Source organism: Salmonella sp. 32100201201700099SM (assembly GCF_017572645.1).
GTDB lineage: Bacteria > Pseudomonadota > Gammaproteobacteria > Enterobacterales > Enterobacteriaceae > Salmonella > Salmonella enterica.
The window spans coordinates 19,295-32,958 of sequence record NZ_JAGERQ010000016.1; the positions used below are offsets into that span (position 1 = coordinate 19,295).

Below are 13,664 nucleotides of genomic sequence, written 5' to 3' on the forward strand. Positions count from 1 at the left end.
GCCGGATAAGCGAAGCGTCATCCGGCAATCAAACTACGGTTAGCGAACGTCCAGCGGCCAGTGTACATAGCTTTGCCACTGGCTTTCCTGATCAATCAACTCTTTACCCAGCGGGTGGTGCGCCAGCCAGTCGCCAGGCAAGGTTAACGTCAGATTTTCATTTAGCGCCTGTAGCGTAATTTCTGGTACCAGATCGTCACGACGGCGACCGGCAAAAAGAATCGCCAGTCGCAGCAAACGGCATAGCTGTTCCGCAACACGGGGCGGTACCGCGTTTTGCTGATGAAGCGAAGAGAGATCGACCGGATTGGTTTGGTTCAGTAAGAGGGTGGCGAGCAACTTTTTCTGCGCGGGCGTATAGCCAGGCAGATCCAAATGGCGTACTAAATAGGCGGCATGATAGGGTGCCTGTTTAAAATCAACGCTCAGACCGATCTCATGCAATTGGCAAGCGCTCAGCAACAGTTCACGACTGATAGGCTCAATATGCCAGGCATTTTCTACCTGTTTGAGGAAGTTATCTGCCAGCTTCGCCACGCGATTCGCCTGATCGGTATCGACGATAAACCGACGCTGAATGTTTCGCAGCGTGCGGCTGCGGATATCCTGATCTACCGCCAGATGCAACATCCCATACACCAGCCCTTCGCGTAACGCGCCGCCTGCCAGCGTCATGCTCTGGATGTTCAGCTCGGTAAATATGGCGATCAGAATAGCCAGCCCGCTTGGGAAAACCAGCGCGCGCTCCAGCGTCAGGCCTTCGATTTCCAGCTCTTCCAGACGTCCGCACTGTATCGCGCGTTGTTTCAGCTGCTGTAGTTTGGCGAGCGTAATGCGCTCGTCCATCCCCTGCGCCATCATGATTTCCTGCAATGCCTGTACGGTGCCGGAGGCACCCACGCAGACCTTCCAGCCATGAAAACGCAGTTCATCGGCGACCGGACGCAGTACATCGCGCGCGGCTTTCTCCGCATCATCAAAGTTTTCTTGCGCCAGATTACGATCGCTAAAATAGCGTTCAAGCCACGTTACGCAGCCCATCGACAGGCTAAACAGCGACGTGGTTTGCGCGCCAGTGCCGGTAACCAGTTCAGTGCTGGCGCCGCCGATATCCACCACCAGTCGCTGATCTGCGCCGCCGGTGGTATGAGCGGCTCCCTGATAAATCAGCCGCGCCTCTTCTTCGCCGCTGATAACCTGCACCGGACAACCAAGGATAGTCTGCGCTTTCGCGATAAATTCCCCCGCATTAACGGCGAGACGCAATGTTGCGGTGGCAACCACGCGGATTTGCGGCTGCGGGATATCCTGCAAACGTTCAGCAAACAGACGCAGGCATTGCCAGCCGCGTTCCATCGCTTCGGCTGAAAGGTGGTTGTCGTTGTTCAGACCCGCGGCCAGACGCACCTTACGTTTGATTCGGGTCAGCGTCTGGATGCTTCCCGCCGCCTCGCGCACGACCAGCATATGAAAACTATTGGAACCGAGATCAATGGCGGCATACAACGAGGTGGAATTCATACACTTCATCCTTCAACCTGTATCCGTGTTGGCTGCGTACTCTTCCTAAGCTCATCGGGATTTGTTTTCTTGCCGCCTTGATACAGGCTAAATGATTTTGTGTATGGCATAACTTTTCTTAACCTGAACGACGACGATTACGCGGAGCGCCAGCGCGGCGCGGACCATTGCCAGGACGCGAACGCGTCAGGCGCAACGGCTTGGGCAGATCGTTCATGAGCGCTTCCGGATTGTATTTGCTGACCGGAATCGAGTGGCCGATATAGCTCTCAATAGCGGGCAGATTCAGCGCATACTCTTCGCAAGCCAGGCTGATGGAATGTCCGCTGGCGCCAGCGCGACCGGTACGACCGATACGGTGAACATAGTCTTCACAATCGTCTGGCAGATCGTAGTTAAAGACGTGCGTTACGGCGGGGATATGCAACCCGCGCGCCGCGACATCGGTCGCCACAAGAATATCCAGATCGCCGCGGGTGAACTCATCCAGAATCCGCAGGCGCTTTTTCTGCGCGACATCGCCGGTCAGCAGACCAACACGATGGCCATCTGCCGCCAGGTGTCCCCAGATATCTTCGCAACGATGCTTGGTGTTGGCGAAAATAATGGCGCGATCCGGCCACTCTTCTTCGATCAGCGTTTGCAGTAAACGCATTTTCTCTTCATTAGAGGGATAGAAAAGCTCTTCTTTAATGCGGTGGCCGGTCTTTTGCTCCGGTTCCACTTCAACATATTCGGCGTTGTTCATCTGTTCAAACGCCAGTTCGCGAACCCGATAAGACAGGGTGGCGGAGAACAACATGTTCAGACGCTGCGCAGCCGGCGGCACACGACGGAACAGCCAGCGGATATCTTTAATAAAGCCCAAATCGTACATGCGATCGGCTTCATCGAGTACGACGACCTGAATGGCGCCGAGGTTAATGTGATTTTGTTTGGCGTAGTCGATCAGTCGGCCCGTCGTACCAATAAGAATATCAACGCCGCTTTCCAGCACTTTAAGCTGCTTGTCGTAACCATCGCCGCCGTAAGCCAGGCCTAATTTTAAGCCTGTCGCTTGCGCCAACGGCTCCGCGTCTGCGTGAATTTGTACGGCTAATTCACGCGTCGGCGCCATGATCAGCGCGCGCGGCTGGTTCACCTTGCGATCGTCGATCGCGGGATGAGAAAGTAAATAATGAAACGTTGACGTCAGAAACGCCATCGTTTTCCCGGTACCGGTTTGCGCCTGCCCTGCAACGTCACGACCCGCCAGCGTTAGCGGAAGGGCCAGTGCCTGAATGGGCGTACAATTATAAAACCCTTTTTTTTCAAGGGCTTCAACCACCTGTGGGTGCAGGGCGAAGTCGGAAAACTTCTGTTCTGTTAAATGTGTTTTGCTCATAGTGTGGTAGAATATCAGCTTACTATTGCTTTACGAAAGCGTATCCGGTGAAATAAAGTCAACCTTTGTTGGCGAAGTTAACATCAGCACCTCGTTGGTTAATGCTACACCAACACGCCAGGCTTATTCCTGTGGAGTTATATATGAGCGATAAAATTATTCACCTGACTGACGACAGTTTTGACACGGATGTACTCAAAGCGGACGGGGCTATCCTCGTTGATTTCTGGGCAGAGTGGTGCGGGCCGTGTAAAATGATCGCTCCGATTCTGGATGAAATCGCTGACGAATATCAGGGCAAATTGACCGTTGCCAAACTGAACATTGACCAGAACCCAGGTACTGCGCCTAAATATGGCATCCGCGGTATTCCGACTCTGCTGCTGTTTAAAAATGGCGAAGTGGCGGCAACCAAAGTAGGCGCACTGTCTAAAGGTCAGTTGAAAGAGTTTCTCGACGCCAATCTGGCGTAATACCTTTTATACGTCGAATGACAAAGGCGCTGTATGGTCAGGCGTCTGTCATTCGACGAATGATTAAGGTATCAGGCAGTTTCGTGGCGTCTGTTGTCCTTACGTTATTCTTAAATTGTCAGGATCTCTGGACGCCCGGTCTGAGTCGTGCTAAGTTAGTATTGACTTCGAATTAAACATACCTTATTAAGTTTGAATCTGGTTTTATCCGTCACTTCCCGTTTTTTCTCGCACGAGAAGTGGAAAGATTCCTGGCTCTTCGCTCATTCCGTCTTGTCGTTTCAGTTCTGCGTACTTTCCTGTGACCAGACAGCGAACAGACATGAGTTGATAGCCGTAAACAGGCATGGATGACCCTGCCATACCATTCACAACATTAAGTTCGAGATTTACCCCAAGTTTAAGAACTCACACCATTATGAATCTTACCGAATTAAAGAATACGCCGGTTTCTGAGCTGATCACTCTCGGCGAAAGTATGGGGCTTGAAAACCTGGCCCGTATGCGCAAGCAGGACATTATTTTTGCCATCCTGAAGCAGCACGCAAAGAGTGGCGAAGATATCTTTGGCGACGGTGTGCTGGAGATATTGCAGGATGGATTTGGTTTCCTCCGTTCTGCAGACAGCTCCTACCTCGCCGGTCCTGATGATATCTACGTTTCCCCCAGCCAAATCCGCCGTTTCAACCTCCGCACTGGTGATACCATTTCTGGTAAGATTCGCCCGCCGAAAGAAGGTGAACGCTATTTTGCGCTGTTGAAAGTTAACGAAGTTAACTACGACAAACCGGAAAACGCCCGTAACAAAATCCTCTTTGAGAACTTAACCCCGCTGCACGCAAACTCTCGTCTGCGTATGGAGCGTGGTAACGGTTCTACCGAAGACTTAACGGCGCGCGTTCTGGATCTGGCTTCGCCGATCGGTCGCGGCCAGCGCGGTCTGATTGTCGCGCCGCCGAAAGCGGGTAAAACCATGCTGCTGCAGAACATCGCGCAGAGCATCGCGTATAACCACCCAGACTGCGTGCTGATGGTGCTGCTGATTGACGAACGTCCGGAAGAAGTAACCGAGATGCAGCGTCTGGTGAAAGGCGAAGTGGTTGCGTCTACCTTTGACGAACCGGCATCCCGCCACGTTCAGGTTGCCGAAATGGTTATCGAGAAGGCGAAACGTCTGGTTGAACACAAGAAAGACGTTATCATCCTGCTCGACTCCATCACCCGTCTGGCGCGTGCCTACAACACCGTGGTGCCGGCTTCCGGTAAAGTATTGACCGGTGGTGTGGACGCTAACGCCCTGCATCGTCCGAAGCGTTTCTTCGGCGCGGCGCGTAACGTGGAAGAGGGCGGTAGCCTGACTATCATCGCGACGGCGCTAATCGATACCGGTTCCAAGATGGACGAAGTTATCTACGAAGAGTTTAAAGGCACCGGTAACATGGAGCTGCATCTCTCGCGTAAGATCGCTGAAAAACGTGTCTTCCCGGCTATCGACTACAACCGTTCCGGTACCCGTAAAGAAGAGCTGCTCACCACTCAGGAAGAGCTGCAGAAAATGTGGATCCTGCGTAAAATCATCCATCCGATGGGTGAAATTGACGCGATGGAATTCCTCATTAACAAACTGGCGATGACCAAAACTAATGACGACTTTTTCGAGATGATGAAGCGCTCATAACCTGGTCTTTACCTGAAAACGCCACGTTTTTACGTGGCGTTTTTGTTTTGCGATTCATCCTGGCGTCATGTCATATAAACTGGTCATCGGGATATGCGCTACAGAGTAACACCATGCACAATACACATTGTTTGCGGTAAAAAGTGTAATGTTCTAACAGGTCTCTTCTAGGAGCTGGCGTAACGCATTATACTTTAAGGAAATGATATATGCTGAGAGCACATACACTGTGAAGTTACTCACCGCTTTATCTGAGCTAATCAGTATTTTTTTATTCACGACCATTTTTATTTTTCTTGCGCGAAAAGTAGCCATAAAAATTGGTTTAGTGGATAAACCAAACTTTCGTAAACGACATCAGGGCGTTATCCCATTAGTCGGCGGGATTTCTGTGTTTGCAGGAATCTGCTTTATGTTTGGCCTCTCGGATTACTACATACCGCACTTATCGCTATATCTTATTTGCGCTGGTGTATTGGTTTTTGTTGGTGCGATGGATGACCGTTTTGATATCAGTGTAAAAATTCGTGCTGTGGTTCAGGCTGTTATTGCGGTTGTAATGATGGTTATCGCAAAACTTCACTTAGGTAGCCTTGGTTACATCTTTGGGCCTTGGGAGTTAGTGCTTGGCCCCTTTGGCTATTTCCTTACTCTGTTTGCGGTATGGGCGGCGATCAACGCTTTCAATATGGTGGACGGTATTGACGGCCTGCTGGGTGGGTTATCCAGCGTCTCATTTGCGGCGATGGGGCTGATTTTATGGTTTGATGGTCAGACTAGTCTGGCAATGTGGTGCTTTGCCATGATCGCCGCGATTCTGCCTTACATTATGCTTAATCTCGGTATTTTGGGGCGGCGTTACAAAGTCTTTATGGGCGATGCCGGTAGTACACTGATTGGCTTTACCGTCATCTGGCTCTTACTGGAAACGACGCAGGGGAAAACTCACTCTATCAGCCCGGTTACCGCGCTATGGATTATCGCTATTCCATTGATGGATATGGTGGCGATTATGTATCGCCGTCTGCGTAAAGGGATGAGCCCCTTTTCCCCTGATCGCCAACATATTCATCATTTGGTTATGCGAGCAGGGTTTACTTCCCGCCAGGCATTTGTTCTTATTACGCTCGCAGCGGCGATTCTGGCGGGAGTAGGCGTAACGGCAGAATACTCTCATTTTGTTCCTGAATGGGTTATGTTGGTGCTCTTTTTGCTAGCATTCTTCCTCTATGGCTACTGCATTAAGCGGGCCTGGAAGGTGGCGAGATTTATTAAGCGTGTGAAGCGTCGCCTGCGCAGGCAACGTGAGAACCGGCCAAACTTAACCAAGTAAATGAGGATACGATGACACAACCATTACCGGGGGCACGCGCGGTGAGCGCTGAAAATGAACTGGATATTCGCGGGTTGTTTCGTACTTTATGGGCTGGCAAATTCTGGATTATCGGCATTGGCCTGCTATTTGCCCTTATCGCGTTAGCCTATACCTTTTTTGCTCGTCAGGAGTGGAGTGCGACGGCGATCACCGATCGCCCAACCGTAAATATGTTGGGCGGTTATTACTCCCAGCAGCAGTTTCTGCGCAACCTGGATATTAAGACCGATCCTGCTTCTTCCGATAAGCCCTCGGTGATGGATGAAGCGTATAAAGAGTTCATCATGCAGCTTGCCTCCTGGGATACGCGTCGCGATTTCTGGTTACAGACGGACTATTACAAGCAGCGAATGGTCGGGAATAGCAAAGCTGATGCGGCGATGCTTGATGAACTGATCAATAACATACAGTTTACGCCAGGCGATTTTACACGCGCTATCAATGACAACGTGAAGCTGATTGCTGAAACTGCGCCGGACGCCAATAATCTGCTGCGTCAGTATGTCGCATTCGCCAGTCAGCGGGCAGCGAGCCATCTGAATGATGAATTAAAAGGTGCCTGGGCTGCGCGTACCGTGCAGATGAAAGCGCAGGTCAAACGGCAGGAAGAGGTTGCGAAAGCGATCTATTCACGTCGTGTAAACAGTATTGAGCAGGCGCTCAAAATTGCGGAACAACATAATATTTCTCGTAGCGCGACGGATGTTCCGGCTGATGAATTACCGGACTCAGAGCTTTTTTTACTCGGTCGCCCTATGTTGCAGGCGCGTCTTGAAAATCTGCAAGCGGTTGGCCCTGCGTTCGATTTGGACTACTTTCAAAATCGGGCAATGTTGAATACGCTTAATGTGGGGCCGACCCTGGACCCTCGTTTTCAGACCTATCGTTATTTGCGTACGCCGGAAGAACCGGTAAAACGTGATAGCCCACGCCGAGCCTTCCTGATGATCATGTGGGGTATCGTTGGGGCGCTAATCGGTGCGGGCGTTGCCTTAACCCGTCGCCGCACGATTTAGCAACACCTCTGCAGTAGGGGGCTGGGCCCCTACTGTCTATTCGAAGAGAATCGATGTGAAAGTACTGACTGTATTTGGTACACGACCGGAGGCCATTAAGATGGCGCCTCTGGTCCATGCGCTGGAAAAAGATCCTCATTTCGAGGCCAAAGTATGCGTTACTGCGCAGCATCGGGAGATGCTTGATCAGGTATTAACTCTTTTTTCTATTGTGCCTGATTACGATCTCAACATTATGCAGCCGGGACAGGGGTTGACGGAAATTACCTGCCGAATTCTGGAGGGATTAAAGCCGATCCTGGCAGATTTTAAACCTGATGTGGTGCTGGTTCATGGCGATACCACCACTACGATTGCTACCAGCCTGGCGGCTTTCTATCAACGAATTCCGGTAGGGCACGTAGAAGCCGGGTTGCGAACCGGCGATCTCTATTCCCCCTGGCCGGAAGAGGCAAACCGCACGCTGACCGGACATCTGGCGATGTACCACTTTGCGCCGACGGAAAACTCGCGGCAGAATCTGTTGCGGGAGAACATTCCGGATGAGCGCATTTTTGTCACTGGCAATACCGTTATCGACGCGCTGATCTGGGTACGCGATCGCGTTCTGACGAGCGATATATTACGGGCTGAACTGGCCGAGCAGTATCCTTTCCTCAACGCGAATAAGAAGATGATTTTAGTGACCGGTCATCGGCGTGAAAGCTTTGGTCAGGGCTTTGAGCATATCTGCCAGGCGCTGGCGGAAATCGCCGCCGCGAACCAGAATGTGCAAATTGTCTATCCGGTGCATCTCAATCCCAACGTCAGCGAACCTGTCAACCGTATCCTCGGCCATGTTGAAAACGTGGTACTGATTGAGCCGCAGGACTACTTACCTTTTGTCTGGCTGATGAATCACGCCTGGCTCATTCTGACCGATTCCGGCGGTATTCAGGAAGAAGCGCCGTCATTAGGTAAGCCGGTATTGGTCATGCGTGAAACCACAGAGCGTCCGGAAGCCGTTACCGCTGGTACGGTAAGACTGATCGGCACGGACTCCCGGCGCATTGTGGCGGAAGTTATGCGTCTGCTGCACGACGAAAATGAATATCAAACCATGAGCCGCGCCCATAATCCTTATGGTGACGGGCAATCATGCGCGCGCATTTTACAGGCGTTAAAAAGTTATCGGGTATCGTTATGAGTTTTACGACCATTTCTGTTATTGGGCTGGGGTATATCGGATTACCGACTGCGGCCGCTTTTGCTTCCCGCCAGAAGCAGGTTATCGGCGTGGATATCAACCAACATGCGGTAGACACCATAAATCGCGGTGAAATTCACATCGTGGAGCCGGCGTTGGGCAATGTGGTGAAGATGGCGGTGGAAGGCGGCTTTCTGCGTGCGACGACGACACCTGTCGAGGCCGATGCGTACCTGATTGCCGTGCCGACGCCATTCAAAGGCGATCACGACCCTGACATGGCCTATGTGGAAGCCGCGGCGAAATCCATTGCGCCGGTATTAAAAAAAGGGGCACTGGTGATTCTGGAATCAACATCGCCGGTCGGCGCAACGGAGCAAATGGCTGGCTGGCTGGCCGGGATGCGCCCGGATCTGACCTTTCCCCAGCAGGCGGGCGAGCAGGCCGACGTGAATATCGCCTATTGTCCGGAGCGTGTGCTGCCGGGTCAGGTGATGGTGGAACTCATTAAAAATGACCGCGTGATTGGCGGTATGACGCCAGTATGTTCGGCTCGCGCCAGCGCGCTGTACAAAATTTTCCTTGAGGGCGAATGCGTTGTCACCAACTCGCGCACCGCAGAGATGTGCAAGCTGACGGAAAATAGCTTCCGTGATGTGAATATCGCCTTTGCGAATGAATTGTCGCTGATTTGCGCCGAACAGGGGATTAACGTCTGGGAATTGATCCGTCTGGCGAACCGCCATCCGCGCGTCAATATTTTGCAGCCGGGCCCAGGCGTTGGCGGGCACTGCATTGCGGTCGATCCGTGGTTTATTGTGGCGCAAAATCCGCAGCAGGCGAGACTGATTCGCACCGCGCGTGAAGTGAACGACAGCAAACCGCACTGGGTAGTCGATCAGGTAAAAGCCGCGGTCGCAGATTGCCTGGCGGCCACCGATAAACGCGCCAGCGAAGTGAAAATCGCCTGTTTTGGGCTGGCCTTTAAGCCGAATATCGACGATCTGCGCGAAAGCCCGGCGATGGGGATCGCGCAAAGTATCGCCCGCTGGCACAGCGGCGAAACCCTGGTCGTCGAACCGAATATCCGTCAGTTGCCGAAAAAATTGGACGGACTTTGCACGCTGGCGAAGCTGGACGCGGCGCTGGCCGCCGCCGATGTGCTGGTGATGCTGGTCGATCACGACGAATTTAAAGCTATCCCCGGCGATGCGGTTCATCAACGTTATGTGGTTGATACCAAAGGAGTCTGGCGCTGATGAAACGCATTCTGGTGACCGGCGGCGCAGGCTTTATCGGATCTGCGGTGGTGCGGCATATCATCCATGAAACGGTAGACGCGGTGGTGGTGGTGGATAAACTCACCTATGCGGGCAACCTGATGTCTCTGGCGTCGGTGGCGCAAAGCGACCGTTTCGCCTTTGAGAAGGTGGATATCTGCGATCGGGCATCACTGGAGCGAGTTTTCCAGCAGTATCAGCCCGATAGCGTGATGCACCTGGCGGCGGAAAGCCATGTAGACCGTTCCATCGACGGCCCGGCGGCGTTTATTGAAACGAATATCGTTGGTACTTACACCTTGCTGGAAGCCGCTCGCGCTTACTGGTCCGCGTTTGACGCGGACGCTAAAGCGGCGTTCCGCTTCCACCATATCTCCACCGATGAAGTGTATGGCGATCTGCATACTGCAGACGATTTCTTCACCGAAACCACGTCATATGCGCCAAGCAGCCCTTATTCCGCCTCCAAAGCCAGCAGTGACCATCTGGTACGCGCCTGGTTACGTACCTACGGTCTGCCTACGCTTGTCACCAACTGCTCTAATAACTACGGGCCCTACCATTTCCCGGAAAAACTGATCCCGCTGATGATTCTGAACGCGCTGGCGGGTAAACCATTGCCGGTCTATGGCAACGGTCAGCAAATTCGCGACTGGCTGTATGTAGAGGATCATGCCCGTGCGTTGTATCACGTGGTGACGAACGGCGCGGTGGGCGAAACGTATAATATCGGCGGTCATAACGAACGTAAAAATCTGGATGTGGTCAGGACGATCTGCGCTCTGTTGGAGGAACTGGCCCCGCAAAAACCGCAGGGTGTAGCGAATTATCACGATCTGATTACCTTCGTCGACGACCGACCCGGCCATGACTTACGCTATGCCATCGACGCGTCGAAAATCGCCCGCGAGCTGGGCTGGACGCCGCAGGAAACCTTCGAAAGCGGGATGCGAAAAACCGTTCAGTGGTATCTCGCCAATGAGGCCTGGTGGAAACCCGTGCAGGATGGCGGTTATCAGGGCGAACGCTTAGGACTGAAACGCTAAACGGCAGGTTCTTACTCCTGGAGGAGAAACGAATGAAAGGCATCATTCTGGCGGGAGGTTCCGGTACCCGGTTGCATCCCATTACGCGCGGCGTGTCAAAGCAGCTTCTGCCCGTCTACGACAAACCGATGATTTACTATCCGTTATCGGTGCTAATGCTGGCGGGAATTCGTGAGATCTTGATCATCACCACGCCGGAGGATAAACGCGACTTTCAGCGTTTGTTGGGCGACGGCGCAGCATTCGGTATCGATTTACATTATGCCGAGCAGCCCAGTCCGGACGGGCTGGCGCAGGCCTTTATCATTGGCGAAACGTTCCTCAACGGTGAACCCTCATGCCTGGTATTGGGCGACAATATCTTTTTTGGTCAGGGTTTTAGCCCCAAACTCCGTCAGGTCGCGGCGCGTACCGAAGGCGCTACGGTATTTGGCTATCAGGTCATGGACCCGGAACGCTTTGGCGTCGTGGAGTTTGACGATGATTTTCGCGCGCTCTCGTTGGAAGAAAAGCCGAAACAGCCTAAATCTAACTGGGCGGTCACCGGCCTCTATTTCTATGACAGCAAGGTCGTCGAGTATGCGAAGCGCGTGAAACCGTCCGGGCGTGGCGAGCTGGAGATCACTTCTATCAACCAGATGTATCTGGAGGAAGGTAAGCTGACCGTTGAACTGCTGGGCCGCGGCTTCGCTTGGCTGGATACGGGCACCCACGACAGTCTGATTGAGGCGAGCACTTTTGTGCAGACGGTGGAAAAGCGCCAGGGCTTCAAAATTGCCTGTCTGGAGGAGATTGCCTGGCGCAACGGCTGGTTGGATGATGATGGTTTGAAACGCGCCGCCAGTCAGCTTGAAAAAACCGGCTATGGCCAATATTTACTGGAGTTGCTCCGTGCCCGTCCGCGCCAGTATTGAACCGTTACTCTGGGAAAATACGTTCTTTGGCGTGAATAGCGGCATTGTGCGTATCGATGCCTCAGCGCCCGAATTAACGCCAGAAGAGCTGCAGGCGTGGCAACGCGTGCAGGTAAAAGTGCCGGCTGAAAACATCGCCTGGCTGTCGGCGTTGCAATCGCTGGGATTCTCTTTGGTTGAAGGCGAGGTGGATTTTGCGTTGCCGGTAAAAGGGCATCGCGACCAGCATGGCGCGGAAATTGCAAACCTTAAAGACATTCCTGCTTTGCGTCAGTTGGCCGGAGAGGCGTTTACGCAGAGTCGTTTTCGCGCGCCGTGGTATGCGCCCGACGCCAGCGTCCGTTTTTACGCCCAGTGGATTGAGAATGCGGTACGCGGCACGTTTGATCACCAATGCCTGGTGCTTCGCACGGAGACAGGCGCTATCCGCGGTTACGTCTCGCTGCGGGAATTGAATGATACCGACGCGCGCATCGGTCTGTTGGCCGGACGCGGCGCGGGAGCGGAACTTATGCAAGCGGCGATCTGTTGGGCGCAGAGTCGCGGCAAAGCAACATTGCGGGTGGCGACCCAATTGGGCAACACCGCCGCGCTTAAACGTTACATACAAAGCGGTGCCAACATCGAAAGCACTGCGTACTGGTTATACAGGTGACAACATGATTCCTTTTAATGCGCCGCCGGTGGTGGGAACCGAACTCGAATACATGCAGTCTGCAATGAGCAGCGGCAAACTGTGCGGCGACGGCGGCTTTACGCGTCGTTGCCAGCAGTGGCTGGAGCAACATTTCGGCAGCGCGAAGGTGTTGCTAACGCCTTCCTGTACCGCATCGCTGGAGATGGCGGCTCTGTTGTTGGATATTCAGCCCGGCGATGAAGTGATCATGCCGAGCTTTACGTTTGTCTCCACTGCTAACGCTTTTGTCCTGCGCGGCGCGAAAATTGTGTTTGTCGATATTCGTCCGGATACGATGAATATTGACGAAACGCTGATTGAGGCGGCGATTACTGATAAAACCCGTGCTATCGTGCCGGTACACTACGCTGGCGTCGCTTGTGAAATGGACGTCATCATGGCGCTGGCGGATAAGTATAATCTGTTCGTTGTCGAGGATGCCGCCCAGGGTGTGATGTCCACGTACAAAGGGCGCGCGTTAGGGACGATCGGTCACATCGGCTGTTTTAGCTTCCATGAAACCAAAAATTACACCGCTGGCGGCGAAGGCGGCGCGACGCTGATCAACGATCGTACGCTAATTGAACGCGCGGAGATCATCCGCGAAAAAGGCACCAACCGTAGCCAGTTCTTCCGTGGTCAGGTGGATAAATACACCTGGCGGGATATCGGCTCCAGTTATTTGATGTCCGATCTGCAGGCTGCCTATCTGTGGGCGCAACTGGAGGCCGCCGATCGTATCAATCAACAGCGTCTGTCGCTGTGGCAGACTTACTACGATGCGTTAACGCCGCTGGCGCGCGCCGGGCGTATCGAGCTGCCTTCTATTCCGGAAAACTGCGGGCATAATGCCCACATGTTTTACATCAAACTGCGGGATATCGCCGATCGCAGCGCGCTGATTAATTTCCTGAAAGAGGCGGAAATCATGGCGGTATTCCATTACATTCCGCTGCATGATTGTCCGGCGGGCGATAAATTCGGCGAGTTTATCGGGGACGATGTCTACACCACAAAAGAGAGCGAACGTTTGCTGCGTCTGCCGCTGTTTTATAACCTTGCGCCCGTCGATCAACGAACGGTGATTGCTACTTTGCTAAATTATTTCTCCTGAT

13 protein-coding genes are annotated in these 13,664 nt (G+C 53.0%); 11 read left to right on the top strand and 2 right to left on the bottom strand.

The features are described 5' to 3' along the window. Positions 1–39 precede the first annotated feature (39 nt). Together gppA and rhlB are read right to left on the bottom strand one after the other, a co-directional pair. Positions 40–1,521, bottom strand: a complete 1,482-nt coding sequence (gene gppA / locus J4685_RS20920; RefSeq protein ID WP_001089445.1) for a guanosine-5'-triphosphate,3'-diphosphate diphosphatase — start codon at positions 1,519–1,521, stop codon at positions 40–42. Between the two features lie 118 nt (positions 1,522–1,639). Beyond that, positions 1,640–2,905 (bottom strand): ATP-dependent RNA helicase RhlB, encoded by a 1,266-nt coding sequence (gene rhlB, locus J4685_RS20925; RefSeq protein WP_000047528.1) that lies wholly within the window; start codon positions 2,903–2,905, stop codon positions 1,640–1,642. A 143-nt stretch (positions 2,906–3,048) separates the two neighbouring features. Here rhlB and trxA point away from each other — a divergent pair, with 143 nt between their 5' ends. The 11 genes from trxA to rffA all read left to right on the top strand — a co-directional run bounded on the left by trxA (position 3,049) and on the right by rffA (position 13,663). Next, on the top strand, positions 3,049–3,378 hold the full coding sequence (trxA, locus tag J4685_RS20930) for a thioredoxin TrxA (RefSeq protein ID WP_001280776.1): 330 nt from the start codon (positions 3,049–3,051) through the stop codon (positions 3,376–3,378). Positions 3,379–3,625: 247 nt separating this feature from the next. Beyond that, on the top strand, positions 3,626–3,709 hold the full coding sequence (locus tag J4685_RS20935) for a rho operon leader peptide (protein WP_134820045.1): 84 nt from the start codon (positions 3,626–3,628) through the stop codon (positions 3,707–3,709). An 87-nt stretch (positions 3,710–3,796) separates the two neighbouring features. Further along, complete coding sequence (gene rho, locus J4685_RS20940; protein WP_001054532.1) at positions 3,797–5,056, top strand: transcription termination factor Rho; 1,260 nt, start codon at positions 3,797–3,799, stop codon at positions 5,054–5,056. A 229-nt stretch (positions 5,057–5,285) separates the two neighbouring features. Further along, complete coding sequence (gene wecA / locus J4685_RS20945) at positions 5,286–6,389, top strand: UDP-N-acetylglucosamine--undecaprenyl-phosphate N-acetylglucosaminephosphotransferase (RefSeq protein WP_000771937.1); 1,104 nt, start codon at positions 5,286–5,288, stop codon at positions 6,387–6,389. An 11-nt stretch (positions 6,390–6,400) separates the two neighbouring features. Next, a complete protein-coding gene (gene wzzE / locus J4685_RS20950; protein ID WP_000193413.1) occupies positions 6,401–7,447 on the top strand; it encodes an ECA polysaccharide chain length modulation protein in 1,047 nt (348 codons plus the stop codon). Positions 7,448–7,502: 55 nt separating this feature from the next. Further along, positions 7,503–8,633, top strand: a complete 1,131-nt coding sequence (gene wecB, locus J4685_RS20955; protein WP_000866683.1) for a non-hydrolyzing UDP-N-acetylglucosamine 2-epimerase — start codon at positions 7,503–7,505, stop codon at positions 8,631–8,633. Next, the gene (gene wecC, locus J4685_RS20960; protein ID WP_000011241.1) at positions 8,630–9,892 is read left to right on the top strand and encodes a UDP-N-acetyl-D-mannosamine dehydrogenase; all 1,263 of its coding nucleotides are present in this window, start codon (positions 8,630–8,632) and stop codon (positions 9,890–9,892) included. The genes wecB and wecC overlap by 4 nt, the downstream gene beginning before the upstream one ends. Further along, entirely contained in the window at positions 9,892–10,959 is a 1,068-nt protein-coding gene (gene rffG, locus J4685_RS20965; protein ID WP_000822157.1) for a dTDP-glucose 4,6-dehydratase, read from the top strand. The genes wecC and rffG overlap by 1 nt, the downstream gene beginning before the upstream one ends. 32 nt (positions 10,960–10,991) lie before the next feature. Further along, the gene (gene rfbA / locus J4685_RS20970; protein ID WP_000676077.1) at positions 10,992–11,873 is read left to right on the top strand and encodes a glucose-1-phosphate thymidylyltransferase RfbA; all 882 of its coding nucleotides are present in this window, start codon (positions 10,992–10,994) and stop codon (positions 11,871–11,873) included. Beyond that, on the top strand, positions 11,851–12,528 hold the full coding sequence (gene rffC / locus J4685_RS20975; protein WP_001145163.1) for a dTDP-4-amino-4,6-dideoxy-D-galactose acyltransferase: 678 nt from the start codon (positions 11,851–11,853) through the stop codon (positions 12,526–12,528). Before rfbA ends, rffC begins: the two co-directional genes overlap by 23 nt. A gap of 4 nt (positions 12,529–12,532) precedes the next feature. Further along, a complete protein-coding gene (rffA, locus tag J4685_RS20980; protein WP_000612079.1) occupies positions 12,533–13,663 on the top strand; it encodes a dTDP-4-amino-4,6-dideoxygalactose transaminase in 1,131 nt (376 codons plus the stop codon). Position 13,664: the final 1 nt, after the last annotated feature.

What these genes read in the sequence shown, in the direction of transcription:
- gppA (WP_001089445.1), bottom strand. Translation starts at nt 1,521, where the DNA reads ATGAATTCCACCTCGTTGTATGCCGCCATTGATCTCGGTTCCAATAGT.
- rhlB (WP_000047528.1), bottom strand. Translation starts at nt 2,905, where the DNA reads ATGAGCAAAACACATTTAACAGAACAGAAGTTTTCCGACTTCGCCCTG.
- trxA (WP_001280776.1), top strand. Translation starts at nt 3,049, where the DNA reads ATGAGCGATAAAATTATTCACCTGACTGACGACAGTTTTGACACGGAT.
- rho (WP_001054532.1), top strand. Translation starts at nt 3,797, where the DNA reads ATGAATCTTACCGAATTAAAGAATACGCCGGTTTCTGAGCTGATCACT.
- wzzE (WP_000193413.1), top strand. Translation starts at nt 6,401, where the DNA reads ATGACACAACCATTACCGGGGGCACGCGCGGTGAGCGCTGAAAATGAA.
- wecC (WP_000011241.1), top strand. Translation starts at nt 8,630, where the DNA reads ATGAGTTTTACGACCATTTCTGTTATTGGGCTGGGGTATATCGGATTA.
- rffG (WP_000822157.1), top strand. Translation starts at nt 9,892, where the DNA reads ATGAAACGCATTCTGGTGACCGGCGGCGCAGGCTTTATCGGATCTGCG.
- rfbA (WP_000676077.1), top strand. Translation starts at nt 10,992, where the DNA reads ATGAAAGGCATCATTCTGGCGGGAGGTTCCGGTACCCGGTTGCATCCC.
- rffA (WP_000612079.1), top strand. Translation starts at nt 12,533, where the DNA reads ATGATTCCTTTTAATGCGCCGCCGGTGGTGGGAACCGAACTCGAATAC.